The sequence below is a fragment of the Variovorax defluvii genome, assembly GCF_039541515.1.
GTDB lineage: Bacteria > Pseudomonadota > Gammaproteobacteria > Burkholderiales > Burkholderiaceae_C > Variovorax > Variovorax defluvii.
The window spans coordinates 125331-151958 of record NZ_BAABGJ010000076.1 but is presented as its reverse complement, the minus strand read 5'-3'; the positions used below and the strand labels follow the sequence as shown (position 1 = coordinate 151958).

The window sequence follows — 26628 nt, the reverse complement described above, 5'->3', positions numbered from 1 at the left end:
TTCGATGATCTCCACCGAACCCACCATCGAGCGCCTCGCCACGGCGCAGCAGCTCCTCCTCGCACCCTTCGGCCTGGACGAAACGCACCTGCTGCGCGCCCTGGCGGAGATCACCGCGCACAAGGTGGACGACGCCGACCTCTATTTCCAGTACACCCGCAGCGAGGGCTGGAGCCTGGAAGAGGGCATCGTCAAGACCGGCAGCTTCAGCATCGACCAGGGCGTGGGCGTGCGCGCGGTCAGCGGGGAGAAGACCGCTTTCGCCTATTCGGACGACATTTCCGAGGCCTCGCTGATCGACGCCGCGCGCACCGTGCGCAGCATCTCCAGCGCGGGACGCAGCGGCCGGGTCAAGGCACCGGCACGCAAGGTCGCGACCAGCCGCTCGCTCTATCACGGCATCGATCCCATTGCCACGCTGGACAGCGCCGCCAAGGTCGAACTGCTCGGCAAGGTCGAAAAGCTCGCGCGCTCCCGCGATCCGCGGGTTGCGCAGGTCATGGCCGGCCTGGCGAGCGAGTACGACGTAGTGCTGGTCGCGCGCGCGGATGGCACGCTGGCGGCCGACGTGCGGCCGCTGGTGCGTCTGTCGGTCACGGTGATCGCTGAACAGAACGGCCGGCGCGAGATGGGCGCCGGCGGCGGCGGCGGGCGCTTCGGGCTGGCCTACTTCGACGATGCGCGGATCGCGGAGTTTGTCGACCAGGCGGTCCAGCAGGCGCTCACCAATCTGGATTCGCGGCCCGCGCCCGCGGGCGAGATGACGGTGGTCCTCGGCCCCGGCTGGCCCGGCATCCTGCTGCACGAAGCCATCGGCCACGGGCTGGAGGGCGACTTCAACCGCAAGGGCTCGAGTGCGTTCTCCGGACGCATCGGCGAGCGCGTGGCGGCCAAGGGCGTGACCGTGCTGGACGACGGCACCATCGCCGACCGCCGCGGCTCCCTCAACGTGGACGACGAAGGCAATGCGACGCAGCGCAACGTGCTGATCGAAGACGGCATCCTCAAGGGCTACATCCAGGATGCACTCAACGCCCGCCTGATGAAGGTCAAGCCGACCGGCAACGGCCGCCGCGAGAGCTATGCGCACGTGCCGATGCCGCGCATGACCAACACCTACATGCTGGGCGGCGACAAGGAGCCCGCGGAGATCGTGGCCAGCATCAAGAAGGGGCTCTATGCCACCAACTTCGGTGGCGGCCAGGTCGACATCACCAGCGGCAAGTTCGTGTTCTCGGCCAGCGAGGCCTACTGGGTGGAGAACGGCAAGATCCAGTACCCGGTGAAGGGCGCGACGCTGGTCGGCAACGGGCCCGATGCGCTCACGCGCGTGACCATGATCGGCAACGACATGGCGCTCGATTCGGGCGTGGGCACCTGCGGCAAGGAAGGCCAGAGCGTGCCGGTGGGCGTCGGCCAGCCCACCTTGCGCATCGATGGATTGACCGTCGGCGGCACCGCCTGACGTCTCCTGTGCTACATTCGCAGCCCATGTCGCGCTTTGCGTTTTTCTTTTCGTACTTTTGGTTCCCGGACTCCGGCGGACGAGAGGCGAGCGCGTAAAGCACACTGAACACCCCTCCCAGAACCGCCGGCGCCCCGAGCCCCGGCGGTTTTTTTATGCCCCGATGATTTTTATCTCCTGAAGGAACGACCATGAGCCCGAGTAATGCCCCCGCCAGCGAGAACTGGTATGCGAGCGTCGAGAAAACCAGCCGGACCGACGACGAACGCATCAAGGACATCACCGTGCTCCCCCCGCCAGAACATCTCATTCGCTTCTTCCCGATCCGCGGAACTGCAGTCGAGACGCTCATCACGGGCACCCGCCGCGCCATCCGCCACATCATGGCCGGCAAGGACGACCGCCTGCTCGTGGTGATGGGCCCCTGCTCGATCCACGACCCGGCCGCCGCGCTCGAATACGCCCGCCGCCTCAAGGCCGAGCGCGAGAAGTACGCCGGCACGCTCGAGATCGTGATGCGGGTCTACTTCGAGAAGCCGCGCACCACCGTGGGCTGGAAGGGGCTCATCAACGACCCGTATCTCGACGAGACCTACCGCATCGACGAAGGCTTGCGCATCGCGCGCCAACTCCTGATCGACATCAACCGGATGGGCCTGCCGGCGGGCAGCGAGTTCCTCGACGTGATCTCGCCGCAGTACATCGGGGACCTGATCTCCTGGGGTGCGATCGGTGCCCGCACCACTGAAAGCCAGGTGCACCGCGAGCTCGCCTCGGGCCTGTCGGCGCCCATCGGCTTCAAGAACGGCACCGATGGCAACATCCGCATCGCCACCGATGCGATCCAGGCGGCCGCGCGCGGCCACCACTTCCTGTCGGTGCACAAGAACGGCCAGGTCGCCATCGTGCAGACCAACGGCAACAAGGACTGCCACGTGATCCTGCGTGGCGGCAAGGCGCCCAACTACGACGCCGCGAGTGTGGCGGCGGCGTGCAAGGAGCTGGAGGCCGCCAAGCTGCAGCCAACGCTGATGGTGGACTGCAGCCATGCCAACAGCAGCAAGCAGCACCAGCGCCAGATCGAGGTGGCCAAGGACATCGCCGGCCAGATCGCGCACGGCAACCGCAGCGTCTTCGGCCTGATGGTGGAAAGCCACCTGCAACCCGGCGCGCAGAAGTTCAGTCCCGGCAAGGACAAGGTCGCCCATCTGGAATACGGCAAGAGCATCACCGATGCCTGCCTGGGCTGGGAGGATTCGAGCGACGTGCTGGCGCTGCTGTCGCAGGCCGTCAAGGTGCGCCGCGGCTGAGCGCCGTCAGATGAGGTCGGCGAGCGCGGGCCAGTGGTGCCGCAACAGCGCCGCCTCTTCACCGTCGGGCTGCATGAACGCGAAGTCGCTGAAGTCGAAGCCGGGCCCGACCGTGCAGTGGACGAGCGAGTAGTCGGCACTGCCCGGCGTCAGCAGCGGTCTGGCGGCCTGCCAGCGGCCCGCCGCGACGGTGTGCTGCGGATGCGTGCCGTGCACGTCCACCGGCCCCAGGCGAATATGCGCAGGCGGAGTGCGCAGCGCGGCGTCGCTGGTCCACAGCGACAGCGGGGCGCCTTCGAGATGAACCCAGACTTCGTCGGAGAGCACGCGGTGCCAGCGTGAATGCTGGCCCGCTTCCAGCAGGAAATAGATGGTGGTCAGCGCCTGGCGCACCGGCCGGCCGTCGCCCGGGGAGACCTGCGCGCTCGAGCGGAACAGCTCGCGATACCAGCCGCCCTCGGGATGAGGCGCCAACTGCAGGGTCTCGATGAGCTCTTGCGCGCGCATGGGAGGGCTATTGTGCCGCGCGCAGAGCGGAGAGTAGCTTCTCGTGGATGCCGCCGAAGCCGCCGTTGCTCATGCAGACGATGTGATCGCCCGACCGTGCGGCCGCCACGATCTGCGCCACCAGCGGCTCGATCGCGCCGGCCATCCGGGCCCGCTCGCCCATCGGGGCCAGTGCGGCCGCGGCGTCCCAGTCCAGGCCGCCGCTGTGGCAGAAGGCGAGATTGGCCTGCTCCAGGCTCCACGGCAACTGGGCGGCCATGGTGCCCAGCTTCATGGTGTTGCTGCGCGGCTCGAAGGCAGCCAGGATGCGTTCGCTGCGCCGGCCGTCGGCGTCGAGCTTCTTGCGCAGCCCCTCGAGCGTGGTGTGGATGGCGGTCGGATGGTGGGCGAAGTCGTCGTAGACGGTGATGGCCCCGCCGGGCCGCTGCACTGTGCCGCGCAACTCCATACGGCGGCGCACGTTGCGAAAGCTCCCCAGCGCCACCGCCGCTTCGGTCGGCGCCACGCCCACGTGCTCGGCCGCAGCGATCGCGGCCAGCGCATTCATCTGGTTGTGCAGGCCCGAGAGCGGCCATTCGACGCGGCCGACCACCTGGCCTTGCCGCAGCACGTCGAAGGCGTCGTGCGACCCTTGCGCCTGCCACTCGCCGTGGCCCCCGAAGCGTGCCAGTTCGCTCCAGCAGCCTTGGGCCAGCACGCGCTGCAGGCTGTCCTCGGTCGCGTTGACGACCACGCGACCGCTGGCCGGCACCGTGCGCACCAGATGATGGAACTGCCGCTCGATCGCCGCCAGGCTCTCGAAGATGTCGGCGTGGTCGAACTCCAGGTTGTTGAGCACCGCGGTGCGTGGCCGATAGTGGACGAACTTGCTGCGCTTGTCGAAGAAGGCAGTGTCGTACTCGTCGGCCTCGATCACGAAGAGCCTCTGCGCCCCGGCGCCGAGCCTCGCCGAGACGCCGAAGTCCAGTGGCACGCCGCCCACCAGGAAGCCCGGCGCCCGCCCTGCGCGCTCGAGGATCCAGGCCAGCATCGACGTGGTGGTGGTCTTGCCGTGCGTGCCAGCGACGGCCAGCACGTGGCGGCCCTGGAGCACCTGTTCGGCCAGCCACTGCGGGCCGCTGGTGTAGCTGGCGCCTGCGTCGAGGATGGCCTCCATCAGCGGGAACTTGGGTGTTCCGTCGGCGAGCCGGGCGCGCGAGACCACGTTGCCGATGACGAAGACATCGGGCGCGAGCGCCATCTGGTCGGCGCCGTAGCCTTCGATCAGCTCGATGCCGAGCGCGCGCAGCTGGTCGCTCATCGGGGGATAGACGCCGGCATCGCAGCCGGTCACCCGGTGGCCGGCTTCGCGCGCCAGCGCCGCGAGGCCGCCCATGAAGGTCCCGCAGATGCCGAGGATGTGAATGTGCATCGGTCGATTCTAGGGACGCCCGAGGGTCGATCTTCTGCGGGCGCCTTCCTTTGGGCACAATGGCCCGATGGACGTGCCCAAGCAGGAAATCGCCGCCGCAGCTGCGCGCCTCATCGTCGAGGAGGGGCTGGAGTATGGTCCTGCCAAGCGTCGTGCGTTGCGCGACCTGGGCCTGCCGGCACGCACACCGCTGCCGCACAACGACGAGGTCGAGCACGAGGTGCGGGACTACATCCAGCTGTACTGTGCCGACACGCAACCCAAAGAGCTCCATGCCCTGAGGGTGCTGGCCCTCGAATGGATGGAACACATGGCCGAGTTCCGCCCGCACATCGGCGGCGCCGTGTGGCACGGTACGGCAACCCGGCTGTCGGATATTTACATTCAGCTCTTCTGCGACGATCCGAAATCGGCCGAGATCGCGCTGATCGACCACCATGTCGATTACGAACCGCGCATGGTCACCGGTTTTCACGGCGAGCAGGTGGAGGCACTGAGCATCCACGTCGCCAGCCGGACGTTGGGCGAGGAGATCGGCGTCCACCTGCTGGTTTACGACCTGGATGATCTTCGTGGCGCCCTGAAGCACGACAGCCAGGGCCGCGTGCCTCGAGGCAATATGGCCGCGTTGCGGCGGCTGATCGCAAAGGACCCGGAATGACTTCGAAGCCGACGCGTCGCGGCTGGCTCTATGGGAGCGTGGCCGCGGTGGCTGCGATCGCCGGCCTTGGTGGCGCCATGTGGCAGCGTCAGGGCAACGCGAGTGGCCAGCAATTGGGCGGCGAGTTCTGGGACAAGCGGTTCGAAAAGCCCGAGGGGGGCGAACTGGCTTTGACTGCATTGCGCGGCAAACCCCTGCTCGTGAATTTCTGGGCGACCTGGTGCCCGCCCTGCGTTGAGGAGATGCCGATGATCGACGCCTTCTTCCGCGAAAACGCTTCCAACGGTTGGCAAGTCGCCGGCCTGGCGATCGACCAGCCCAGCGCCGTGAGAAAGTTTCTCGCCAAGACGCCTGTCAGTTATCCCATCGGCTTGGCGGGTCTCCAGGGAACCGAGATGGTCAAAGCGCTCGGGAACACTGCGGGAGGACTGCCGTTCACCATCGTTATCGACCGTTCGGGCCACGTTGCGGCACGTAAAATGGGCAAGATCGAGCCGACCGATCTTCAAGCGTGGCGGCGTGCATAGTTCGCGGATAGAATCCGGTCCCCTCATCGGTTACTTGGCGAAGGAACGCCGAAATACACCGATTTTCCCGCGAATTAAATCCTCTTAGCCGGTGTTGCCGGCGCCTGGAGTCTCATGGATCTGCGCAAGCTCAAGACACTGATCGACCTGGTGTCCGAATCGAATATTTCCGAACTGGAGATCACCGAAGCCGAAGGCAAGGTCCGCATCGTCAAAGGCGGTATGGCCGCGCCTGTGCAATACGTGCAGACGCTCGCCGCGCCCGCGCCGGCCGTCGCAGCCCCCGCACCCGCCGGCGCACCGGCGCCGACACAGCCCACAGTTCCGCCTGTGGAAGCCGCGCCCGCCGGGCACGTCATCAAGTCGCCGATGGTCGGCACCTTCTACCGTTCTTCCAGCCCCGGCGCGCCGGCCTTCGTCGAAGTCGGCAGCCAGGTGAAGGAGGGGGACACCCTCTGCATCATCGAGGCGATGAAGATCCTCAACGAAATCGAGGCCGACAAGGCCGGCACCGTCACCCACATCCTCGGCGAAAACGGCCAGGCGGTCGAATACGGCCAGCCGCTGTTCATCATCGAGTGACCATGTTCAAGAAGATACTGGTCGCGAACCGCGGGGAGATCGCCTTGCGCATCCAGCGCGCCTGCAGCGAGCTGGGCATCAAGGCCGTGATGGTGTACTCGGAGGCCGACCGCGAGGCCAAGTACGTCAAGCTGGCCGAAGAGGCGGTGTGCATCGGCCCCGCGCCGTCTGGACAGAGCTACCTGAACATGCCGGCCATCATCTCGGCGGCCGAGGTGACCGATTCCGAGGCCATCCATCCTGGCTATGGCTTTCTGAGCGAGAACGCCAACTTCGCCGAGCGGGTCGAGCAGAGCGGCTTCCAGTTCATCGGCCCGACGCCTGAGTCGATCCGCATCATGGGTGACAAGGTCTCGGCCAAGCAGGCCATGATCAAGGCGGGCGTCCCCTGCGTGCCCGGCTCGGAGGGCGAACTGTCCGACGACGCGGCGATCAACAAGCGCATCGCGCGCGCCATCGGCTACCCGGTGATCATCAAGGCGGCCGGCGGCGGCGGCGGGCGCGGCATGCGCGTGGTCCACACCGAGGCAGCCTTGGTCAACGCCATCCAGATGACCAAGGCGGAGGCCGGCGCGGCCTTCAACAATCCCTCGGTGTACATGGAGAAGTTTCTCCAGAACCCGCGCCACATCGAGATCCAGGTGCTGGCCGACAAACACAAGAACGCGGTCTACCTGGGCGAGCGCGACTGCTCCATGCAGCGCCGCCACCAGAAGGTGATCGAGGAATCGCCCGCGCCGGGCATCCCGCGCAAGCTGATCGAGAAGATCGGGGAGCGCTGCGCGGCCGCATGCAAGAAGATCGGCTACCGCGGCGCCGGCACCTTCGAGTTCCTCTATGAAAACGGCGAGTTCTACTTCATCGAGATGAACACGCGTGTCCAGGTGGAGCATCCGGTCACCGAGTTCACCACCGGCATCGACATCGTGAAGACGCAGATCATGGTGGCCGCCGGCGAGCGCTTGCCCTTTACCCAGCGCCAGATCGAGATGCGCGGCCATGCGATCGAGTGCCGCGTCAACGCCGAGGATCCGTTCAAGTTCACGCCCTCGCCGGGCCGCATCACGATGTGGCATCCGCCGGGCGGCCCGGGTGTGCGCGTGGACTCCCACGTCTACACGAACTACTTCGTGCCGCCCAACTACGACTCGATGATCGGCAAGATCATCGTGCACGGCGACACGCGCGAGCAGGCGCTGGCGCGCATGCGCACGGCGCTCAACGAGACAGTGGTCGAGGGCATCCAGACCAACATCCCGCTGCATCGCGAACTGATGGTCGACGCGAACTTCGTGAACGGCGGCACCAACATCCACTACCTCGAGGAATGGCTCGCGGCCCACAAGCGCTGAGCGGGCCTGCCTGATGTTCGAACTCCGCCTGCTGGTTCCCGAAGACCGTGTCGAGATGGTCGGCGACGCGCTCGAGGCGCTGGACGCCCTGAGCGTATCGGTAGAGGACGCCGATGCGCAGACCGACGCCGAGCAGGCGCTCTTCGGCGAACCGGGCATGCCGCCGCCGAAGGAAGGCTGGCAGCGTTCCCGCGTGATCGCGCTGTTCGCCGACGAGACGCAGGCGCGCGAAGCCGCGACGGTGCTGGCGGCGCAGGACTTCTTCGAAGGCTGCACCACGTTGGGCCTGGTCGACGTGCCGGAGCAGGACTGGGTGCGGCTGACGCAGTCGCAGTTCGCGCCCGTGGAGATCACGCCGTCGTTTTGGATCGTGCCGACCTGGCACGAGCCGCCGGCCGGGGCGCGGCAGGTGATCCGGCTGGACCCGGGGCTGGCATTCGGTACCGGCACGCATCCGACCACGCGCATGTGCCTGCGATGGATTGCCTCCCAAGGGCGCATCGATGACCGGCGCGTGCTGGACTACGGCTGCGGCTCCGGCATCCTGGCCATCGGCGCCGCCAAGTTCGGCGCTTCGGAGATCGTCGCTGTCGACATCGACGAGTCCGCCGTCGATGCGACCAGGCTCAACGCCGAGGCCAACGGCGTGCAACTGACAGCTGGCGTGAGCGAACTGGCGCAGGGGCGCTACGACGTCGTGCTGGCGAACATCCTCGCCACCCCGCTCAAAGTGCTGGCGCCGCTGCTTTGCGAGCACGTGGCGCCGGGCGGCTCGCTGGTGCTGGCTGGCATTCTCGATCGGCAGGCCGACGAACTGAAGATGGCCTATGCGCCCTATGCCGCGCTCGAGGTGAGCGACACCGAGGATGGCTGGATTCTGATGACCGCACGCTTCTAGGCGCCCCTTCGGCCGGAGGTCGCAACCCTACAATCTGCGCCTCATGAGCCTGGTCACCCGCTGCCCCGCCTGTGGCACCACATTCAAAGTGGTGAGAGACCAGCTTCGCATCTCCGATGGCTGGGTGCGCTGCGGAAGATGCAGCGAGGTCTTCGACGCGACCCTCGAACTGCACGAAGCGGGCGAGACGCCGGCTCCGCGCCAGGCGGAGATACCGGACGACGCGGCGGCCGAGCCGCCTGCACCGCCGCAGGCCACGCAGCCATCGCCACCGGCTCAGTCCTCACCGCCCAACGGGGAGGAGCCCGCGCTTCCCGACGGGTCGGACGCACATCAGGGCGAGGCAGAGGCCGACTTTCACGACCGAGAGCGCGACACACCGCTGGCGGGATCGCCCGAGGTCCATGCGCCTGCTCCTTCCCCTGCGGCCGTCGCATCCTCCAAACCCGATCCTCTGTCGCTGGCCGGGATCCTCACCTACGATCCCTGGCCTGAAGCATCTTCGGCTGGGGCCATGACGCCGCACGTGCCTCCGTACCCGTCCTTTCCTCCTTTCCCTTCCATCGATCTGGGCCTGCCTGGTGCGTCTTCCATCCGACGTGCCGCGTCACCGGGTATGGACGGGCCTGTCCAGGAGGCTGTGGAGGCGGAAGCGCCGGCGGCGGACGCCGACGTTCAATTGCAGAAGGCGCTGCGCCGGGCTCGCGCCAAGTCCGCCAAGGTCGCCCGGGCCAAGGCGCGCGAGGAAGAGCGCGCCGCGCGCCAGTCGGCGCCGGTGGTGCTCACGGCCGCGGAGCCCGACGCCGAGCCCACGCCCGAATCGCCGCAACAGTTGCCGCACTTCGCCGCTACATCGGATGAGAGCTCGGGCCTCTGGCCGCGCCTGACGGGGCAGCGTACGCTGCTCATCGTGGCCGTACTCGCTGCGCTCCTGTTGGTGCTGCAGGTGTTGCGTCAGGAGCGTGATCTGATCCTCGCACGCCAGCCTTCGCTTCGGCCAGTGCTGGCCGCGTTGTGCGGGCTGACGGGCTGCCAGCTCTCGGCATTGCGGCAGATCGCAGACATCACGATCGACGGCGCCTCCTTCGCCCGCGAGAAGAACGGCGATACGTACAGGCTCAGCTTCACCCTGCGCAACGGGGCGGCCGTGCCGCTGGCGATGCCGGCCATCGAACTGTCGCTGCTCGACACGCAGGAGCGGGCGGTGGTGCGGCGCGTGCTCGCGCCGGCCGAGTTCGGTGCACCTGCCGTGCTGCCGCCGCGCGCAGAGCGCGCGGCCGCGCTGCCGATCGCGCTCGGGCCCGAGGCTGCGGCGTTGCCACCGGTGGCGGGCTTCCATCTCCTGGCCTTCTATCCCTGAAGAAGGCACCGCTTTAGTCTTGTCTTTCTGGTTTTCTTGTTCTCAATCCAACCTGTGGTTTCAACATGGCAACAGTGATTTGCGGCTCTCTGGCATTCGACACGATCATGACTTTCGAGGGCCGGTTCGCCGATCAGATCCTGCCCGACCAACTGCACATCCTGAATGTGTCCTTCCTGGTGCCTGGCCTTCGGCGCGATTTCGGTGGCTGCGCGGGAAACATCGCCTACAGCCTGAATGCGCTGGGGGGCCGGGCGCTGCCGATGGCCACGGTGGGCACCGACGGCAGCGACTACCTGGAGCGTTTGCGCTCGCTCGGCATCAGCACGGAGTTCGTGAAGCAGGTCGATGACAGCTTCACCGCGCAGGCGATGATCATGAACGACCGCGACAACAACCAGATCACGGCCTTCCATCCCGGTGCGATGCAGCAGGCGCACATCACGCGCGTGGTGGCACGCGACGATATACGGCTCGGCATCATCGCGCCCGACGGCCGCGATGCGATGCTCCAGCATGCCGAACAGTTCAAGGCGGCCGGCATTCCCTTTGTCTTCGATCCGGGCCAGGGCTTGCCTATGTTCGACGGCGAGGAACTCCGGCGTTTCGTCGAACTCGCGAACTGGGTGGTCGTCAACGACTACGAAGCAAAGATGCTGTCGCTGCGCACCGGCTGGAGCCTGGCCGAACTCTCGAAGCATGTCCAGGGCCTGATCGTCACCCTGGCCGCCGAGGGTTGCGAGGTCTGGAGCGAAGGAGACCGCGAGCACGTGCCGGCGATCAAGCCTACCGCGGTGGTCGAGCCGACGGGCTGTGGTGACGCGTGGCGTGGCGCGCTGCTATACGGGCTGGAGCAGGGTTGGTCGCTCACGCGCTGCGCAGCCCTCGGCAACCGACTCGGTGCGCTCAAGATCGCGCAGCGCGGCCCGCAGAACTACCAGGTGGACCGCCAGGCACTCGGACTCGGCGAATAAAGCGAGGAACAAAAAAAAGCCCGGCACGTGAGTGCCGGGCTTTTTGCCTTTTGGGCGCTGAGCGACTCAGGGCTTGCTGGCCGTGGGGAAGGGCCAGGCTGCCTGCGGATTCAGCGTCGTCTGGGCAGCAGGCGCAGGCGCAGCGGCAGCAGGGGCAGCCTTCGCAGCCTTCTTGGCAGCAGGCTTTTTCGCAGCCTTCTTGGCGGCGGTCTTCTTGGCAGGCGCCTTCTTCGCCGTCGTCTTCTTGGCGGCAGCCTTCTTCGCCGGCGCCTTCTTGGCGGCGGCCTTCTTGGCAGGAGCCTTCTTGGCCGCAGCCTTCTTGGCCGGCGCCTTCTTCGCCGCTACCTTCTTGGCGGGGGCCTTCTTGGCCGGCGCCTTCTTCGCCGCTACCTTCTTGGCAGGGGCCTTCTTCGCTACGACCTTCTTGGCCGGAGCCTTCTTGGCTGCGACCTTCTTGGCCGGCGCCTTCTTTGCAGCGGCTTTCTTGGCCGGCGCTTTCTTTGCAGTTGCCATTTCTCTTTTCTCCTGATTCAAGTTGAAAAAATCAACCTTCGAAGCACTCCACGCATGTTGGTAGCGTGAAGCGATTCATGGCGTTGGATCCACATCCAGCGCCATGAACACCTGCACCCTTACCGTCGCGGCACTCTCCGGTGCGTGCCGACGGCGAGAGCTATTCTTGAATTCACTTTGTGCTTATCGGAACAATTCAATCCCAGGAGAGCGCACCACCCGATTGGTACTCGATCACGCGGGTTTCGAAGAAGTTGCGCTCCTTCTTCAAGTCAATCATTTCGCTCATCCACGGGAAGGGATTTTCTTCGTTCGGGAAGAGCGTTTCGAGGCCGATCTGCTGTGCACGCCGGTTGGCGATGTAGCGCAGGTAGCCCTTGAACATGGAGGCGTTCATGCCGAGCACGCCGCGCGGCATGGTGTCCTCGGCGTAGCGGTATTCGAGTTCGACCGCCTTCAGGAAAAGCGCCTTGATCTCCGCCTTGAACTCGGCCGTCCAGAGATGGGGGTTCTCGAGCTTGAGCTGGTTGATCATGTCGATGCCGAAATTGCAGTGCATCGACTCGTCGCGCAGGATGTACTGGTACTGTTCGGCCGCGCCGGTCATCTTGTTCTGGCGGCCCAGCGCCAGGATCTGCGTGAAGCCGACGTAGAAGAACAGGCCTTCCATCAGGCAGGCGAAGACGATCAGCGACTTGAGGAGCTTCTGGTCGTTCTCGAGCGTGCCAGTGTGAAAGTTCGGGTCGCTGATGGCGTCGATGAAGGGGATCAGGAACTGGTCCTTCTCGCGGATCGACGGCACCTCGTTGTAGGCGTTGAAGATCTCGCTCTCGTCCAGGCCCAGTGACTCGACGATGTACTGGTAGGCGTGCGTGTGGATCGCTTCCTCGAAGGCCTGGCGCAGCAGAAACTGGCGGCATTCGGGTGCTGTGATGTGGCGATAGGTGCCCAGCACGATGTTGTTGGCGGCCAGCGAGTCGGCCGTCACGAAGAAGCCGAGATTGCGCTTGACGATGCGGCGCTCGTCTTCCGACAGGCCGTTCGGGTCTTTCCAGAGCGCGATGTCGCGCGTCATGTTCACTTCCTGCGGCATCCAGTGATTGGCGCAGGTGGCCAGGTACTTCTCCCAGGCCCACTTGTACTTGAACGGGACCAGCTGATTGACGTCGGTCTGGCCGTTGATGATGCGCTTGTCCGCTGCCTTGACGCGCCGCGTCGTCGCAGCGGGCGTAGGTTGCTGCGTGCGCGGTGCAGCGCTGTCGTCGGGCTTGCGGGTGACGGTGCTGGCGGGCGTGCCGGAGAACGCGGCGAGGGCGGGGGCTGTTTGCGAAGTCGGAAATTCCACCGAGCGGCCGGCTTGCGCGCCGCTGTCCGATGAATGCCGGGATCCTTGTTGCGTATTTGGCAAGGAGGGCTTGACTTCTTCGTCCCAGGTCAACATAGAAAAATCCAATGCTCAAATTATGTGAGCAACGATGTGAGTTGCAAAGTGCTCCAACACATCGCGCTCTATTTATGTTGCCGTTATGTTGTTCGCATGCATCGCCATCTGTCGGGCGATGCCGCGAATCGCTGCAACTTCAGGCCGACATCACTGGCACGCTTCGCATGTCGGATCGTCGACGCCGCAGAAGGCGATGTCGGTCGCAGGGATCGCGTTGAGTTGTGCTTGCGCGGCTGCGGCTGCCGCCTCGAGTGCGCTCATGCCCGACGACGGCCTGTCGCTCGCGCCAGAGGACACCGCGTTGAGCCGGCCCGATTGCACGGTCGACTTCTCTGCATGCGTGGCGCTCTGCGTGCGCAGGTAATAGGTGGTCTTCAGGCCGCGCAGCCAGGCGAGTTTGTAGGTGTCGTCCAGCTTCTTGCCCGAGGCGCCCGCCATGTAGATGTTGAGCGACTGCGCCTGGTCGATCCATTTCTGGCGGCGCGCGGCGGCCTCCACCAGCCACGTGGTCTCGATCTCGAAAGCGGTGGCGTAGAGTGCCTTGATGTCCTGCGGCACGCGGTCGATCGGGCGCAGCGAACCATCGAAGTGCTTGAGGTCCATCACCATCACGTCGTCCCACAGGCCCAGTCGCTTGAGGTCGCGCACCAGGTAGTGGTTGATGACGGTGAACTCGCCGGAGAGATTCGACTTGACCGAGAGATTGCCGAAGCAGGGCTCGATGGAAGCATCCACGCCGATGATGTTCGAGATGGTGGCGGTCGGGGCGATGGCGACGCAATTGGAGTTGCGCATGCCGTCGGCCCGGACCTTCTGGCGCAGCGCGTCCCAGTCCAGGGTGGACGAGCGGTCCACTTCGACGTAGCCGCCGCGCGCCTGCGCCAGCAGGTCCAGCGTGTCGGGCGGCAGCACGCCCTTGTCCCACAGCGAGCCCTTATAGCTCGAGTACTTGCCGCGCTCGCGCGCCAGCTCGGTCGAGGCCCAGTAGGCGTGGTAGCAGATGGCTTCCATCGATGCGTCGGCAAACTGCACCGCCTCCTGCGAGGCGTAGGGGATGCGCAGTTCGTACAGCGCGTCCTGGAAGCCCATCAGGCCCAGGCCGACCGGGCGGTGGCGCAGGTTGGAGTCGCGCGCCTTCTTGACGGCGTAGTAGTTGATGTCGATCACGTTGTCGAGCATCCGCATCGCGGTCGCGACGGTACGCTGCAGCTTTTCCTGGTCGATCTTGCCGTCCTTGATGTGCTGCAGCAGGTTGACCGAGCCCAGGTTGCAGACGGCCGTTTCGGTGTCGCTGGTGTTGAGCGTGATCTCGGTGCAGAGGTTCGAGGAATGAACCACGCCGGCATGCTGCTGGGGCGAGCGCACGTTGCAGGCGTCCTTGAAGGTGATCCACGGATGGCCTGTCTCGAACAGCATGGTCAGCATCTTGCGCCACAGGTCGGTGGCCGGCAGCGTCTTGCTGGGCTTGATGTCGCCGCGCGCCGCCTTCTCTTCGTAGGCGACGTAGGCAGCCTCGAACTCGGCGCCGAACTTGTCGTGCAGGTCGGGCACGCTGGAGGGCGAGAACAGGGTCCAGTTGCCCTTTTCCATCACCCTGCGCATGAACAGGTCGGGAATCCAGTTGGCCGTGTTCATGTCATGGGTGCGGCGCCGGTCGTCGCCGGTGTTCTTGCGCAGCTCCAGGAACTCCTCGATGTCCAGGTGCCAGGTCTCCAGGTAGGTGCAGACGGCGCCTTTGCGCTTGCCGCCCTGGTTGACGGCGACGGCGGTGTCGTTCACCACCTTGAGGAAGGGCACCACGCCCTGCGATTCGCCGTTGGTGCCCTTGATGTGGCTGCCCAGCGCGCGCACGCGGGTCCAGTCGTTGCCCAGGCCGCCGGCGAACTTCGACAGCAGCGCGTTTTCCTTGATCGACTCGTAGATGCCGTCCAGGTCGTCCGGCACGGTCGTGAGGTAACAGCTGGACAGCTGCGAGCGCAGCGTGCCGCTGTTGAACAGCGTCGGCGTGCTGGACATGAAGTCGAAGGAGGACAGCACCTCGTAGAACTCGATGGCGCGCGCCTCGCGGTCGATCTCGTTGAGCGCCAGGCCCATGGCCACGCGCATGAAGAAGGCCTGCGGCAATTCGATGCGGGTCTTGCGCACGTGCAGGAAGTAGCGGTCGTACAAGGTCTGCAGGCCCAGGTAGTCGAACTGCAGATCGCGCTCCGGCTTGAGCGCGGCGCCCAGGCGGGCGAGGTCGAACTGCAGCAGCTTCTCGTCGAGCAGGTCGTTGTCCACGCCCTTCTTGATGAATTGCGGGAAGTAGTCGGCATACACACCGGCGCGCTCGGCAGGCTGCACTTCGCGGCCGATGATCTCCTTGAAGATCGTGTGCAGCAGCAGGCGGGCGGTGGCGAAGGTGTAGTCCGGGTCCTTCTCGATCAGTGTACGAGCGGCCAGGATGGAGGCCTTGTAGACCTCGTCCAGCGGCACGCCGTCGTAGAGGTTGCGCATGGTCTCAGCCACGATCGGGCCGGCCGCGATGCTCTCGCCCAGGCCCGCGCAGGCGGACTCGATCAGGGCCTTGAGCTCGTTCAGGTCCAGTGCGACGCGCTCGCCGCGGTCGGTCACGTGCAGCGTGGGGGCGGCGGCCGGTGCCGCCTGCTCGCCTTGCCTGGAGCGCTCCTGGGCACGGCGCTCCCGGTACAGCACGTAGGCCCGCGCCACCTCGTGGTGGCCGCCGCGCATCAGGCCGAGTTCGACCTGGTCCTGCACGTCCTCGATGTGGAAGGTGCCGCCGCCGGGGCGCGAGCGCAGCATCGCGCGCACCACGCCCTGGGTCAGGGTGTCGACCGTCTCGCGCACGCTGGCGGAGGCCGCGCCCTGGGTGCCGTGCACGGCGAGGAAGGCCTTCATCATCGCGATTGCGATCTTGTTGGGCTCGAAGGGAACCACCGCGCCGTTGCGGCGGATGATCTGGTAGTTGGCCAATGCGCTGCCGGCAGGAGAGCCCGCCTTGTCGTGCGATTGCAGAGTGGAGGAGGTGAAGGCGCGAGGCGCGGCGGATGGATTCAGGGCAGTTTGCATTCGGTCCTCTGTTGGCAATTTCTTGTAGGGGCTGCGCCGCATCAGCCGGTTGCCCAGCATGAGGCGCGCGGCAGGGGGACACTATATCTGGGGTCCAAAAGGGCTACAACCCACTAGATCTAGTGTTTTCCTTGTAATTCAATGCGCCTACATCGAGGGGCGGCGCGCCCGGGGTCGCGGCCGATGCCGCGTCATTGCTGGATGACCTTAGCGCTCGCCGCGTCTCGCGCGCCCTGCGGGCGCTTTTGGGCCTGAAGGCCGCATGGTTGCTGGATCGTCGATCGGGACGTCGGCGATACCGCGATCGCGGCGCAGCGGCATCACGGGCCGCGCGGCGATTGAAAAAATTCAGCGGCGCACTGCCGCACCGGGGAACATGGTGCGGTCCCAGCCCAAGTGCGCCTGCAGTGCGAGCCAGTCGAAGCCGCTGCCCGGATCCTGCTTGCGGCCCGGCGCGATGTGCTCATGGCCCGCGATGAAAGCGATCGGGTAGTGCTGGGCGATCGCGGGGCAAAGACTCTCCAGGGTCTCGTATTGCGCAGCCTCGAAGGGCTCGCCCTCCTGCCCTTCGAGCTCGATGCCGATCGAATCGTCATTGCAGTTGGCGCGGCCGCGCCAGGCGGACGCGCCTGCGTGCCAGGCGCGAGCGTCGCAGCTCACGAACTGCCACAGCTCGCCGTTGCGCCTCACATAGAAATGGGCCGACACCTCCAGACCGCGGATGCTCTGAAAGTACGGGTGCGCATCCCAGTCCAGGCGGTTCGTGAAGAGCTGCTGCACCTCGTCGCCGCCATAGCGTCCCGGTGGCAGGCTGATGGAGTGCAGCACGATCAGGTCGATCTGCGCGCCCGCCGGCCGCGGGCCGAAGTTCGGCGAAGGCAGGGCGTGCGCGAAGCGGTACCAGCCGGCCTGCCAGAGGCCGTCGCTGCCCTCACTCGTCGGCGCCGTTGCCATGGCTGTCATCCACGCCTGGCGTGGCGATGCCCAGGCGCGCGATGCGGTAGCGGATCTGCCGCAGGCTCAGCCCCAATCGGGCCGCGGCTGCCGTCCGGTTGAAGCCGCTTTCGCGCAGCGCGCGAATCAGGATCTCGCGCTCCTGCTGGTCGAGATAGCTTTGCAGGTCGCTGGGGACCGGCGCCGCGGGGTTGACGAGCACCAGCGGGGCGGCTGGCGCTTCGGGCGGTGCAGGAGCAGGCCCGGTCGCTGTCGCCGTCGAGGACGAAGGGCTGGCGATGTCGAGGTGCAGCACTTCGCCATCGCTCAGTGCGACCGCGCGATGCAGAAGGTTCTCCAGCTCACGGACGTTGCCGTGCAAGGGATGCCGCGACAGCCGCTCCAGCACCTCGGCCGAGAGTGTCGGCGCCGGCATGCCCGCATCGCGGGCGATGCGGGCCAGCAGTGCCTCGCACAGGGCCGGCAGGTCCTCGCGGCGGTCGCGCAGCGCCGGCACCGCGATCTCGATCACATTGAGCCGGTAGAACAGATCCTGGCGGAAACGTCCGGCCAGGACCTCCGCCTGCAGATCCTTGTGCGTGGCGCTCACGATGCGCACGTCGACCGCGTCTTCCTGGGTCGAGCCGATCGGCCGCACGCTGCGTTCCTGGATCGCGCGCAGCAGCTTGGACTGCATCGCCAGCGGCAGGTCGCCGATCTCGTCGAGGAAAAGCGTGCCGTTGCGCGCGGCCTGGAAATAACCGTCCCGATCCTGCGCGGACCCGGTATAGGAACCTTTTCTCGCGCCGAAGAACTCGGCCTCCAAGAGGTTTTCCGGGATCGCGCCGCAGTTGACGGCCACGAAGGGGCCCTCGCTGCGCTGGCTGCACGCATGCACCGCGCGCGCCACCAGTTCCTTGCCGGTGCCGGACTCGCCGCGTACCAGCACAGGCGCCATGCCGCGTGCCACCTTGGCGATGCGGGCCTTGACCAGGCGCATCGGCTCCGAGTCGCCGACAAGACGTTCCAGCGCGGCCTGCCCGGCATCGTTCGCCGCGCTTGCTGCCGCCTTGCCGTCGTTGCCTTCGATGGAGCGCACAGCACGTGCCGCCACGGGCGCCTGGGCCTGCGCCTGGACCGCCGATGCAACCACGCTGCGGAACTGCTTGAGGTCCACCGGCTTGGTCAGGTAGTCGAAGGCGCCGGCCTTCAGCGCCTCCACCGCGTTCTCGGCCGAGCCGTAGGCCGTCATCACGACGCAGCGCTCGCTGCGCTGATCCTGCTGGATGCGCTGCAGGATCTCCAGGCCCAGCCCGTCGGGCAGGCGCATGTCGGTGATCACGGCGTCGAAGCGTCCGGCATCCAGATGCTCGCGCGCCTCCGAGACGCTTCCTGCGGCCTCGACGCGATAGCCTTCTCGCAGCAAGGTGAGTTCATACAGCGTGCGCAGATCGGGCTCGTCATCGACGACAAGGATCTGGGCGGGGCGTGGCGCCGATGGATGGGAACTGCTCACGGCGCTATTGTGTCAGCCTGCCATCGCCCGGCAGGAAGGTGACGGCGAACTCGTTGCCCTCGGGCCCGCCAGAAGGCAGCGCGCGGCGCTCGTAGCCGATGATGGCGCCGTGCCGCTCGCACAGCTCCCGGCACAGGTAGAGGCCCAGGCCGCTCGAGCGGCTTTCGGAGGAAAAGAAAGGCTCGAAAAGGTGGCGCTGCACCGCGGGTTCCAGTGGTGCGCCATCGCTCCACACGTGCAGGCTGGCGCGCCCGGTCGCGTTTTGCCGTGTCGTCACCTGGATCGAGCCCTCGCGTGCGCCGGCGTAGCGCGCGGCGTTGTCCAGCAGGTTCACCAGGATGCGGCGCAGATGCTCGACATCGAAGAGCACCACGCTGTTGCCTGCCTCCAGCATCAGCAGGACGCCCTGTCGCTGCGTCTGGCGTACCCATTCCTCGGCCAGCGTGCGCACGGTGGGATCGAGAACGAGTTGCTCTCCCAGCGGCAGCGTGCGCTGTTGCCGGGCGCGCGCGACGTCGAGCACGTCGTCCACGATGCGCGACAGGCGCTGTGCGTTCTGCTGCACCATGCTCGTCAGCCGGCGATGGGAGGGGTCGACCAGGTCCTCGCCCAGCAAGGCGCTGGCTTGCGTGATCGCTGCCAGCGGGTTGCGGATCTCGTGCGCCACCGCGGCCGACATGCGGCCCATGGCCGCCAGCTTCTCCGTGCGGATGCGGGCTTCCAGCTCGCGCAGGTCCTGCAGGAACATCACGCACAGGCGCTCGATGCCATGCTCCTCGGCACGCGTGAGGCGCGTGCGGACGCGGACTTCGCGGGGCGCGCCCAGGGCCTGTGCGATCGGGATCTTGCGCGCCTGCGATGTGCGCCGCACGAAGGTGTTGTGCGCGATCGCCGCCAGCGGCGCCCAGGCCGGATGCGCGTTGAGCGCGAAGGGCAGCGCCAGCTGGGCCAGGCCCTGCCCCAGGATCTCGTCGGCGGCGGGGTTGGCTGCATGGACCTGGCCCTTGGCGTCGATCACCAGCACGCCTTCGCTGAGCTGCTCGATCACCAGGTCATTCACGAGCGCGTGCATCTGTGCGGCACTGCGGTTGCTCTGGGCCAGGGCTTCCTCGCGCGTCAGCCGGCGCGCCAACTCGTTGGCCAGCAGGGACACCACGAACAGGCCCGTCCCGGTCAATGCCGCCTGGACGAAGCGTGCCGAAGCATCCGCCTGGTCTTGCAGCCAATACCAGCCCGCATGGACCAGGAGCAGCATTGCCACCACCGCGGTGGTGCCCAGGCCCACTTTGCCGATGCCGAGCACGGCGCCCATCAGCACCGGCAGGGCGAACAGCGGCGTGTAGTTGATGCTGCCCACCTGCAGCAGCTGCAACGCGCTGAAGATCAGCAGGTCGATGCCAATGGTGGACACCCAGGCGGAGCCGAAGCGGCGTATCGGCGGCTGGAATACTGCGTAGCGCGCGGTCACCAGCGTGATCACCAGGTAGCCGCCCGTGAGCACCACTGCCGCAGGCCGCGGAGCCTGTCCGAGCGCATAGACGAAGGCCTGCAGCAGCAGCAGCACGAGGGCGACGAAGCTGCGCGCGGTCATGAAACCGCGCCAGAGCCGCTGCAGGGCCGAGCTTTCCCGGCGGTTCAGTTCGAGGGGCGCCCAATCGGTCGCCGATTCGGCACGCGACCAGAGGAACGGCGTCATCGGGCGGGCCTCAGCGCGTGGCGGCCTGGCGGTGTGCTGTGCTGCAGTACGCGACGCCGTCCGCGCCGCGCACGGCGTCCGCGGCCGGCAGGTGCAGCCCGCAATGGGCGCAGCGCAGCATGGCCTGGGGCGGTGCGATCTCGCCCGGCGCCGGAGGTGGCGGCCGGCGCGATTGCAACTCCTCGCGCCGGCCCTTGCGCCAGAGCCAGACCGCCACCAGGACCACGACGAGGACGATGAGGTACTTCATGCCGCCCCACGTCCCAGCACGACCTCGAGCACGAAGCGCGAGCCGACGTAGGCCAGCAGCAGCAGCGCCGCCCCGGCATAAAGCACGCGCCGCGCGGTGCGGCCGCGCCAGCCGAAGCGGGCGCGGCCGATCAGCAGCACCGCGAAGCTGATCCAGGCCAGTACCGAGAACACCGTCTTGTGGTCCCACTTCCAGCCGCGCGCATGGGGGCCGTAGAGCTGTTCGCTGAACAGGAGGCCGGCCAGCAGGGTGGCCGAGAGCAGCACGAAGCCGGCGGTCACGAAGCGGAAGGTCAGCCGCTCCATGGTCAACAGCGGCACGCCGGCCTGCGGCTCGGCCGCCAGGCGGATCTGCTTCTCGGCGCGGGTCATGATCCAGGCGTGGATCACGGCCGCGCCGAACAGGCCATAGGAAGCGATGCCAAGCGCCAGGTGCAGCGGCAGCCACGGCGAGGCGGCCACGTGCAAGGGCGTGCCGGGAAAGGCTAGCGCCAGCAGCACCGCCGCCGCGCCCAGACCCGCGAGCACGCGCCGCACCTGCAGCTGCGGGTAAAGGCGGCTTTCGATCGCGTAGACCGTGGTCACCAGCCATGCCGTCACCGACAGCGCGGGCGCGAAGCCGAAGCGCGGATCGGCGCCGGCGAGCGACCAGGCCAGCAGGCTTGCGTGCAGCAGCCAGGCCAGGCCCAGCATCGATTGCGTCGACGGCCGTCCGAGCCAGGAAGAAGCGGCAGCGGTCGCGCCGTAAGCCGCGGCGGCGGCGATGCCCAGTGCCACGCCGAGTGGAGAGGGGATCGCTAGAATCATCGGCCGGAGTTTAGCCTCTCGCCTTGGCGTGAACCTTCCCCAGGGTGCGCCTGCTCCTCCACCTACCGATCCCCGTCGCGGGAAGCACCATGGCCAGCGCCCTCACCGAAAAATTCTCACGGCTCGTCAAGCAGGTCAGCGGGCAGGCCCGCATCACCGAAAGCAACGTCCAGGACATGCTGCGCGAAGTGCGCATGGCCCTGCTCGAGGCCGACGTCGCCTTGCCGGTGGTGCGCGACTTCGTCGCCCGCGTGAAGGAAAAGGCCCTGGGCCAGGAGGTGCTGGGCTCGCTGAAGCCCGGCCAGGCCCTCGTGGGCATCGTCAATCGCGAACTCGCCGCGACCATGGGCGAGGGGGTGGCCGACATCAATCTGGTGGCGCAGCCTCCCGCGGTCATCCTGATGGCCGGCCTGCAGGGCGCCGGCAAGACCACCACCACCGCCAAGCTGGCCAAGCACCTGATCGAGAAGCGCAAGAAGAAGGTGCTGACGGTCTCGGGGGACGTCTACCGCCCCGCCGCCATCGAGCAGCTCAAAACCGTGACCAGGCAGGCCGGCGCCGAGTGGTTCCCCAGCACGCCGGACCAGAAGCCGCTCGATATCGCGCGCGCCGCACTCGACCATGCCAAGCGCCATTTCTTCGACGTGCTGCTGGTCGACACCGCCGGCCGCCTCGCGATCGACGAAGTGCTGATGGCCGAGATCCAGCAGCTGCATGCCGCGCTGAACCCGGTCGAAACCCTCTTCGTGGTGGATGCGATGCAGGGTCAGGATGCGGTCAACACCGCCAAGGCCTTCAAGGACGCACTGCCGCTGACCGGCATCGTTCTCACCAAGACGGACGGCGACTCGCGCGGCGGCGCGGCGCTGTCGGTGCGGCAGGTCACGGGTGTTCCGATCAAGTTCGCCGGCGTCAGCGAGAAGATCGACGGGCTGGAGGTGTTCGACGCCGAGCGCCATGCGGGCCGCATCCTCGGCATGGGCGACATCGTCGCGCTGGTCGAGCAGGTCACGGCCGGTGTCGACGTGGCGGCTGCGCAGAAGTTGGCCGCCAAGGTCAAGAGCGGCGCGGGCTTCGACCTCAACGACTTCCTCGGCCAGCTTCAGCAGATGAAGCAGATGGGCGGCCTGTCCAGCATCATGGACAAGCTGCCCGCGCAGATGGCCGCCAAGGCCACCGAGGCCGACATGAGCCGCGCCGAGCGCGACATCCGCCGCAAGGAAGGCATCATCAACAGCATGACGCCGCTGGAGCGGCGCAAGCCCGAACTGCTCAAGGCCACGCGCAAGCGCCGGATCGCTGCCGGCGCCGGGGTGCAGGTCCAGGAAGTGAACCGCCTGCTCAACGAGTTCGAACAGATGCAGCAGATGATGAAGAAGATGAAGGGCGGCGGCCTCATGAAGATGATGAAGCGCATGGGCGGCATGAAGGGGCTGCCCGGGATGGGCGGAGGCGGGGGTATGCCGCGGTTCTGAGCCCATCCGACCTGCCAAGAAAAAAGCCCGCTGCGAGCGGGCTTTTTCATGGGTGGCGTTGGCCGAAGGCTTCAGGCCCTCGCCAGGCGCACTGCGTGCATCCAGGCCCGGCGCAGCACGGCCGGCGAACGCGATTCTTCGGGAATCACCAGAAACCCGCGGTCGCGCATCGCGTTGCCCAGCGCGATCTGGCTGGTCAGCACCGTCAGCGGGATCGCCAGCAGAAGGGGCAGGCCCACCGGCATCAACCAGACCAGGGCGCTCGCATCGATCAGCGCGATGCCCACGGCCAGCGCGGCGATCACCAGCGTCATGGGCGCCAGCTGCGCAACGGCGATGCGCCACGGCACGGCAGCGGCTTCCCGCGGGGGCGACTTCCACTCGAGCTTGATGCCGGTGAGGGCCACCACCACGAACAGGGAGTGGGCCAGCATGCGCACAGGGGCTTGCACGATGGCCAGCGCGCTTTCCAGCGCGGCGCTCTTGAGCAGGCCGCCGACACCACCGTACTGACGCTGCTCGCCGCGCATGACCACGGCCGCCAGGCCCAGGATGCGGGGCAGGAACAGCAGGCACAGCGTCCACAGCCACAGGCCGGCCAGTTCCATCGGCATCACCAGCCAGTGCTCGACCAGGCTCGAGCCGGTCAGCCACAGGGCGGTGCCGAGCGTCAGGAAGGCCAGCCACAGGGGCGCCGACACATAGGCCATGGTGCCGGTGACGAACATCGCGCGGTGCACGGGGTGCAGGCCGGGCTCGGCCATCAGCCGGGCGTTCTGCAGGTTGCCCTGGCACCAGCGGCGGTCGCGCTGCAACTCGGCCAGCAGGTCCGGCGGCTGCTGCTCGTAGCTGCCGACCAGGTCGGCCACCAGCCACACGTGGTAGCCGGCGCGGCGCATCAGCGCGGCCTCGACGAAGTCGTGGGACATGATGCCGCCCGCGAAGCCACCCTTGCCGCGGATCGGCGCCAGCGCGCAGTGCTGCATGAAGGGCTCGATGCGGATGATCGCGTTGTGGCCCCAGTAATGGGATTCGCCCAGCTGCCAGAACTGCATGCCGAGCGTGAAGAGACGGCCCGTCACGCGCGACGCGAACTGCTGGGCGCGGGCGTGCAGCGTCACGTGGCCGATGGCCTGCGTGGCGGTCTGGATGATGCCGGCCGTCGGATTGGCTTCCATCAGCTTGACCATCGAGGTCAGGCAGTCGCCGCTCATCACGCTGTCGGCGTCGAGCACGACCATGTAGCGGTAGTCCTTGCCCCAGCGGCGGCAGAAGTCGGCCACGTTCCCGGCCTTGCGGTGGGTGCGACGGGTGCGCAACCGGTAGTAGACCTCGACCTGCGGCTGGTTCGGGCTCTCGGCCAGGGCCGCGCGCAGCTCTTCCCAGGCCTGGCGCTCGGCGGCAGCCACTTCGGGGTTGTAGCTGTCGGACAGCACGAAGACGTCGAACTGCTTCGCGTGGCCGGTCGCCGCCACCGATTCGCAGGTGGCGCGCAGGCCTGCGAACACGGTCGCCACGTCCTCGTTGCAGATCGGCATGATGATGGCCGTGCGCGCCTCCGGATTCATCGGATGGTGCGCCACCTGCCTGGCCGACAGCGCGTGCTTGTCACCGCGGACCGAGACATAGAAGCCCATCAGCGCGGTCACGAAGCCGGTCACCACCCAGCCCGAGAGCAGGCCGTAGAGACCGATCTGGCCGTATTCGAGCCACAGGTTGCTGTAGTCGGGCTGGACGCCGGCGAACAGCGTCGAGGCGATGATCGTGCTGAAAACCGTGAGCGCCATGAACGCCAGGCGACGCTGCTGGGCGGCGCGCTGCCAGGCCTGGGTGGGCTGCGGTGCGCGGGCGGCCTGGGCGGCGGGCTGGCCAGCACCGAGCTTGACCAGCAGGGCGGTGCCGATGCTGTTCCAGAAGCCGCGCCAGGGGCGAGGCGTCATCGAGCCGCGATTGATCGGGGGTGCGGTGACCGAGTTGGGATGGCGCTCCTCGCGCAGCAGGCTGCGGCGGGAGAAATCGGCCTCGGTGAGGACGTTGAGTTGGGAGAAGTCGTTGGGCTTCATGAACCATTACCCCCGCTGCTTGTCGGAGGCGGTGTCGCCAATTGCCGGAAAACGCTTGAACACGCAATCCGGCGTCGCGCCGCCGGCATGGGCCAGAGCCGCCGGCGAATGGCCCGCGGCGCGGGGCCGCGAGGGGGAATACTGCTTTTGACGCAGGCCGTCGCGCTGCGGACGCAGTGCGAAAGATGGGCTGGTGATTGCTGTCATGCGGCTACAGCCGCAATCCCTGTGCCAGCCCAGAAAAATGATTTCAGATCAATGACTTACAGCGATTCGAAAGCGCCGGAAGCCGATCTGGAGGCCCAAAGGCCTCCAAAACCTCCGAATTTGTCGCCGTTCCCCGACACGTCCGGCGGAGGGGGTGCCAATTCCCTTATAGATCAACCACTTAGCCCCGTCGCTCGTCAGCGACAGCATCGCTGCCACCCGACGGGGCCTCCGCCTTGAAGTGTCCTGGCGTAAGCATGTGCTTCTGCAGCAGCCGGTAGAACTCCGTGCGATTGCGGTCCGCCAGACGTGCTGCATCGGCCACATTGCCGTCTGTCAATTTGAGCAGGCCGACCAGGTATTCCCGCTCGAAGCGCTGCTTGGCTTCGGCATAGGTCTGGACCTCGACGCTGGGTGAGCGCAGCGCCCGCTGCACCAGCGCCAGGGGGATCAGCGGCGAACTCGACAGCGCGCACACCTGCTCGACCACGTTGAACAGCTGCCGCACGTTCCCCGGCCAGGGCGCAGTGGTCAAGGCCTTCAATGCCTCCGGCGCGAAGCCGGACAGGCGCTTGCCGTACTTGCTGGAGAGCCGGTGCAAAAAGTGGTTGGCCAGGAGGGGGATGTCCTCTCGCCGGGCCGACAGGGGCGGCAGGCTCAGCGTCACGACATTGAGGCGGTAGTAGAGGTCTTCCCGGAACTGCCCGGCCTCCATCGCAGCATCGAGGTCGCGGTGGGTGGCCGAGATGATGCGCACGTCCACCGCGATCGACTGCGTCGAGCCCACCGGTCGCACCGCGCGCTCCTGCAGCACCCGCAGCAGCTTGACCTGCAGCGCCGGGGGCATGTCGCCGATCTCGTCGAGCAGCAGGGTGCCGCCGTCGGCCTGCTGGAAAAGCCCCTTGTGGTTGGCCACCGCATCGGTGAAGGCGCCCTTGACGTGGCCGAAGAGCTCGGATTCCAGCAGCGCCTCCGGAATGGCGCCGCAATTGACCGCCACGAAGGGCTTGTCGGCGCGGGCGCTGGCACGGTGGATGGCGCGGGCCAGCAGCTCCTTGCCGGCGCCACTGTCGCCGCGCAGCAGCACGCTGGCGTCCGATTTGGCCACCATGCGCGCCTCGGCCAGCAACTCCGCCATCCGGTTGCTGCGACTGACGATCTCCGAGCGCCAGCTCTCGTCGCCGCTCTTGCCGGCGGTGGGCGCGGGTGCGCCGAGGGCGAGGGCCTGGGCGATCTTGTCGAGCAACTCGCGCGCGTCGTAAGGCTTGGTCAGGTAGGTGAAGACGCCGCGGGCCGTCGCCTCGACCGCGTCAGGGATGGTGCCGTGCGCGGTCAGCAGGATCACCGGCAGCGCCGGATGGCGCTTGCGGATCTCGTCGAACAGCTGCAGGCCGTCGCGGCCCGGCAGGCGCACGTCGCTCAGCACCAGCTGGGGATGCTCGATCTCCAGTTGCGTGAGCGCCGATTCGGCCGAGGTGACGGTCGTGACCTGGTAGCCCGCGGCGGTGAGGCGCAGCGACAGCAGGCGCAGCAGGTCCGCATCGTCGTCCACCACCAGCAGGCGGGGGCCGGTGGACTCGGCGGGCTTGTTCGCGGGGCTCATCGCAGG

22 protein-coding genes are annotated in these 26628 nt (G+C 67.1%); 10 read left to right on the top strand and 12 right to left on the bottom strand.

What is annotated here, in order from left to right; genetic code table 11:
• Positions 1-4 precede the first annotated feature (4 nt).
• Positions 5-1465, top strand: a complete 1461-nt coding sequence (gene tldD / locus ABEA07_RS21080; RefSeq protein WP_345540291.1) for a metalloprotease TldD — start codon at positions 5-7, stop codon at positions 1463-1465.
• A 191-nt stretch (positions 1466-1656) separates the two neighbouring features.
• Positions 1657-2775: a 3-deoxy-7-phosphoheptulonate synthase gene (locus ABEA07_RS21075; protein WP_345540290.1), complete on the top strand. Its 1119-nt coding sequence runs from the start codon at positions 1657-1659 to the stop codon at positions 2773-2775.
• A 6-nt stretch (positions 2776-2781) separates the two neighbouring features.
• On the opposite strand, the gene ABEA07_RS21070 is transcribed toward ABEA07_RS21075, so the two are convergent.
• Positions 2782-3282 (bottom strand): cupin domain-containing protein, encoded by a 501-nt coding sequence (locus tag ABEA07_RS21070; protein ID WP_345540289.1) that lies wholly within the window; start codon positions 3280-3282, stop codon positions 2782-2784.
• Positions 3283-3289: 7 nt separating this feature from the next.
• Positions 3290-4693 (bottom strand): UDP-N-acetylmuramate:L-alanyl-gamma-D-glutamyl-meso-diaminopimelate ligase, encoded by a 1404-nt coding sequence (mpl, locus tag ABEA07_RS21065; RefSeq protein ID WP_345540287.1) that lies wholly within the window; start codon positions 4691-4693, stop codon positions 3290-3292.
• 67 nt (positions 4694-4760) lie between these two features.
• Between mpl and ABEA07_RS21060 the strand changes: the two genes are divergently transcribed.
• The 7 genes from ABEA07_RS21060 to ABEA07_RS21030 all read left to right on the top strand — a co-directional run bounded on the left by ABEA07_RS21060 (position 4761) and on the right by ABEA07_RS21030 (position 11047).
• The gene (locus ABEA07_RS21060; protein WP_345540286.1) at positions 4761-5354 is read left to right on the top strand and encodes a hypothetical protein; all 594 of its coding nucleotides are present in this window, start codon (positions 4761-4763) and stop codon (positions 5352-5354) included.
• Entirely contained in the window at positions 5351-5881 is a 531-nt protein-coding gene (locus tag ABEA07_RS21055) for a TlpA family protein disulfide reductase (RefSeq protein WP_345540285.1), read from the top strand. Before ABEA07_RS21060 ends, ABEA07_RS21055 begins: the two co-directional genes overlap by 4 nt.
• 114 nt (positions 5882-5995) lie before the next feature.
• Positions 5996-6463: an acetyl-CoA carboxylase biotin carboxyl carrier protein gene (accB, locus tag ABEA07_RS21050; protein WP_345540284.1), complete on the top strand. Its 468-nt coding sequence runs from the start codon at positions 5996-5998 to the stop codon at positions 6461-6463.
• 2 nt (positions 6464-6465) lie between these two features.
• The gene (gene accC / locus ABEA07_RS21045; RefSeq protein WP_345540283.1) at positions 6466-7815 is read left to right on the top strand and encodes an acetyl-CoA carboxylase biotin carboxylase subunit; all 1350 of its coding nucleotides are present in this window, start codon (positions 6466-6468) and stop codon (positions 7813-7815) included.
• Positions 7816-7828: 13 nt separating this feature from the next.
• Positions 7829-8713 (top strand): 50S ribosomal protein L11 methyltransferase, encoded by an 885-nt coding sequence (prmA, locus tag ABEA07_RS21040; protein WP_345540282.1) that lies wholly within the window; start codon positions 7829-7831, stop codon positions 8711-8713.
• A gap of 43 nt (positions 8714-8756) precedes the next feature.
• Positions 8757-10073: a DUF3426 domain-containing protein gene (locus ABEA07_RS21035; protein ID WP_345540280.1), complete on the top strand. Its 1317-nt coding sequence runs from the start codon at positions 8757-8759 to the stop codon at positions 10071-10073.
• 65 nt (positions 10074-10138) lie between these two features.
• Complete coding sequence (locus ABEA07_RS21030) at positions 10139-11047, top strand: carbohydrate kinase family protein (RefSeq protein WP_345540279.1); 909 nt, start codon at positions 10139-10141, stop codon at positions 11045-11047.
• A 66-nt stretch (positions 11048-11113) separates the two neighbouring features.
• Here ABEA07_RS21030 and ABEA07_RS21025 read toward each other — a convergent pair whose 3' ends face one another.
• The 8 genes from ABEA07_RS21025 to ABEA07_RS20990 form a co-directional block, all read right to left on the bottom strand.
• A complete protein-coding gene (locus ABEA07_RS21025; protein WP_345540278.1) occupies positions 11114-11560 on the bottom strand; it encodes a histone H1-like DNA-binding protein in 447 nt (148 codons plus the stop codon).
• Between the two features lie 196 nt (positions 11561-11756).
• On the bottom strand, positions 11757-13001 hold the full coding sequence (locus tag ABEA07_RS21020; RefSeq protein WP_345540276.1) for a ribonucleotide-diphosphate reductase subunit beta: 1245 nt from the start codon (positions 12999-13001) through the stop codon (positions 11757-11759).
• A 150-nt stretch (positions 13002-13151) separates the two neighbouring features.
• On the bottom strand, positions 13152-16073 hold the full coding sequence (locus tag ABEA07_RS21015; RefSeq protein ID WP_345540275.1) for a ribonucleoside-diphosphate reductase subunit alpha: 2922 nt from the start codon (positions 16071-16073) through the stop codon (positions 13152-13154).
• A 348-nt stretch (positions 16074-16421) separates the two neighbouring features.
• Positions 16422-17027, bottom strand: coding sequence for a 1,6-anhydro-N-acetylmuramyl-L-alanine amidase AmpD (gene ampD / locus ABEA07_RS21010; protein ID WP_345540274.1), 606 nt, complete (start codon positions 17025-17027; stop codon positions 16422-16424).
• Complete coding sequence (locus ABEA07_RS21005; RefSeq protein WP_345540273.1) at positions 17005-18522, bottom strand: sigma-54-dependent transcriptional regulator; 1518 nt, start codon at positions 18520-18522, stop codon at positions 17005-17007. The genes ampD and ABEA07_RS21005 overlap by 23 nt, the downstream gene beginning before the upstream one ends.
• Positions 18523-18526: 4 nt before the next feature.
• Positions 18527-20218 carry a sensor histidine kinase gene (locus ABEA07_RS21000; RefSeq protein ID WP_345540271.1) on the bottom strand — a complete coding sequence of 564 codons (1692 nt, stop codon included), beginning with the start codon at positions 20216-20218 and terminating at the stop codon, positions 18527-18529.
• Positions 20219-20228: 10 nt separating this feature from the next.
• The gene (locus tag ABEA07_RS20995; protein WP_345540269.1) at positions 20229-20468 is read right to left on the bottom strand and encodes a PP0621 family protein; all 240 of its coding nucleotides are present in this window, start codon (positions 20466-20468) and stop codon (positions 20229-20231) included.
• A complete protein-coding gene (locus ABEA07_RS20990) occupies positions 20465-21274 on the bottom strand; it encodes a cytochrome C assembly family protein (protein ID WP_345540268.1) in 810 nt (269 codons plus the stop codon). Before ABEA07_RS20990 ends, ABEA07_RS20995 begins: the two co-directional genes overlap by 4 nt.
• Positions 21275-21363: 89 nt before the next feature.
• On the opposite strand from ABEA07_RS20990, the gene ffh reads away from it, so the two are divergent.
• On the top strand, positions 21364-22749 hold the full coding sequence (gene ffh, locus ABEA07_RS20985) for a signal recognition particle protein (RefSeq protein WP_345540266.1): 1386 nt from the start codon (positions 21364-21366) through the stop codon (positions 22747-22749).
• A 71-nt stretch (positions 22750-22820) separates the two neighbouring features.
• Here the strand turns inward: ffh and mdoH are convergent, their stop codons facing one another.
• A complete protein-coding gene (gene mdoH, locus ABEA07_RS20980; RefSeq protein WP_345540265.1) occupies positions 22821-24812 on the bottom strand; it encodes a glucans biosynthesis glucosyltransferase MdoH in 1992 nt (663 codons plus the stop codon).
• A 388-nt stretch (positions 24813-25200) separates the two neighbouring features.
• Positions 25201-26622 carry a sigma 54-interacting transcriptional regulator gene (locus tag ABEA07_RS20975; protein ID WP_345540264.1) on the bottom strand — a complete coding sequence of 474 codons (1422 nt, stop codon included), beginning with the start codon at positions 26620-26622 and terminating at the stop codon, positions 25201-25203.
• Between the last annotated feature and the right edge of the window lie 6 nt (positions 26623-26628).

What these genes read in the sequence shown, in the direction of transcription:
- tldD (WP_345540291.1), top strand. Translation starts at nt 5, where the DNA reads ATGATCTCCACCGAACCCACCATCGAGCGCCTCGCCACGGCGCAGCAG.
- ABEA07_RS21075 (WP_345540290.1), top strand. Translation starts at nt 1,657, where the DNA reads ATGAGCCCGAGTAATGCCCCCGCCAGCGAGAACTGGTATGCGAGCGTC.
- ABEA07_RS21070 (WP_345540289.1), bottom strand. Translation starts at nt 3,282, where the DNA reads ATGCGCGCGCAAGAGCTCATCGAGACCCTGCAGTTGGCGCCTCATCCC.
- mpl (WP_345540287.1), bottom strand. Translation starts at nt 4,693, where the DNA reads ATGCACATTCACATCCTCGGCATCTGCGGGACCTTCATGGGCGGCCTC.
- ABEA07_RS21060 (WP_345540286.1), top strand. Translation starts at nt 4,761, where the DNA reads ATGGACGTGCCCAAGCAGGAAATCGCCGCCGCAGCTGCGCGCCTCATC.
- ABEA07_RS21055 (WP_345540285.1), top strand. Translation starts at nt 5,351, where the DNA reads ATGACTTCGAAGCCGACGCGTCGCGGCTGGCTCTATGGGAGCGTGGCC.
- accB (WP_345540284.1), top strand. Translation starts at nt 5,996, where the DNA reads ATGGATCTGCGCAAGCTCAAGACACTGATCGACCTGGTGTCCGAATCG.
- accC (WP_345540283.1), top strand. Translation starts at nt 6,466, where the DNA reads ATGTTCAAGAAGATACTGGTCGCGAACCGCGGGGAGATCGCCTTGCGC.
- prmA (WP_345540282.1), top strand. Translation starts at nt 7,829, where the DNA reads ATGTTCGAACTCCGCCTGCTGGTTCCCGAAGACCGTGTCGAGATGGTC.
- ABEA07_RS21035 (WP_345540280.1), top strand. Translation starts at nt 8,757, where the DNA reads ATGAGCCTGGTCACCCGCTGCCCCGCCTGTGGCACCACATTCAAAGTG.
- ABEA07_RS21030 (WP_345540279.1), top strand. Translation starts at nt 10,139, where the DNA reads ATGGCAACAGTGATTTGCGGCTCTCTGGCATTCGACACGATCATGACT.
- ABEA07_RS21025 (WP_345540278.1), bottom strand. Translation starts at nt 11,560, where the DNA reads ATGGCAACTGCAAAGAAAGCGCCGGCCAAGAAAGCCGCTGCAAAGAAG.
- ABEA07_RS21020 (WP_345540276.1), bottom strand. Translation starts at nt 13,001, where the DNA reads ATGTTGACCTGGGACGAAGAAGTCAAGCCCTCCTTGCCAAATACGCAA.
- ABEA07_RS21015 (WP_345540275.1), bottom strand. Translation starts at nt 16,073, where the DNA reads ATGCAAACTGCCCTGAATCCATCCGCCGCGCCTCGCGCCTTCACCTCC.
- ampD (WP_345540274.1), bottom strand. Translation starts at nt 17,027, where the DNA reads ATGGCAACGGCGCCGACGAGTGAGGGCAGCGACGGCCTCTGGCAGGCC.
- ABEA07_RS21000 (WP_345540271.1), bottom strand. Translation starts at nt 20,218, where the DNA reads ATGACGCCGTTCCTCTGGTCGCGTGCCGAATCGGCGACCGATTGGGCG.
- ABEA07_RS20995 (WP_345540269.1), bottom strand. Translation starts at nt 20,468, where the DNA reads ATGAAGTACCTCATCGTCCTCGTCGTGGTCCTGGTGGCGGTCTGGCTC.
- ABEA07_RS20990 (WP_345540268.1), bottom strand. Translation starts at nt 21,274, where the DNA reads ATGATTCTAGCGATCCCCTCTCCACTCGGCGTGGCACTGGGCATCGCC.
- ffh (WP_345540266.1), top strand. Translation starts at nt 21,364, where the DNA reads ATGGCCAGCGCCCTCACCGAAAAATTCTCACGGCTCGTCAAGCAGGTC.
- mdoH (WP_345540265.1), bottom strand. Translation starts at nt 24,812, where the DNA reads ATGAAGCCCAACGACTTCTCCCAACTCAACGTCCTCACCGAGGCCGAT.
- ABEA07_RS20975 (WP_345540264.1), bottom strand. Translation starts at nt 26,622, where the DNA reads ATGAGCCCCGCGAACAAGCCCGCCGAGTCCACCGGCCCCCGCCTGCTG.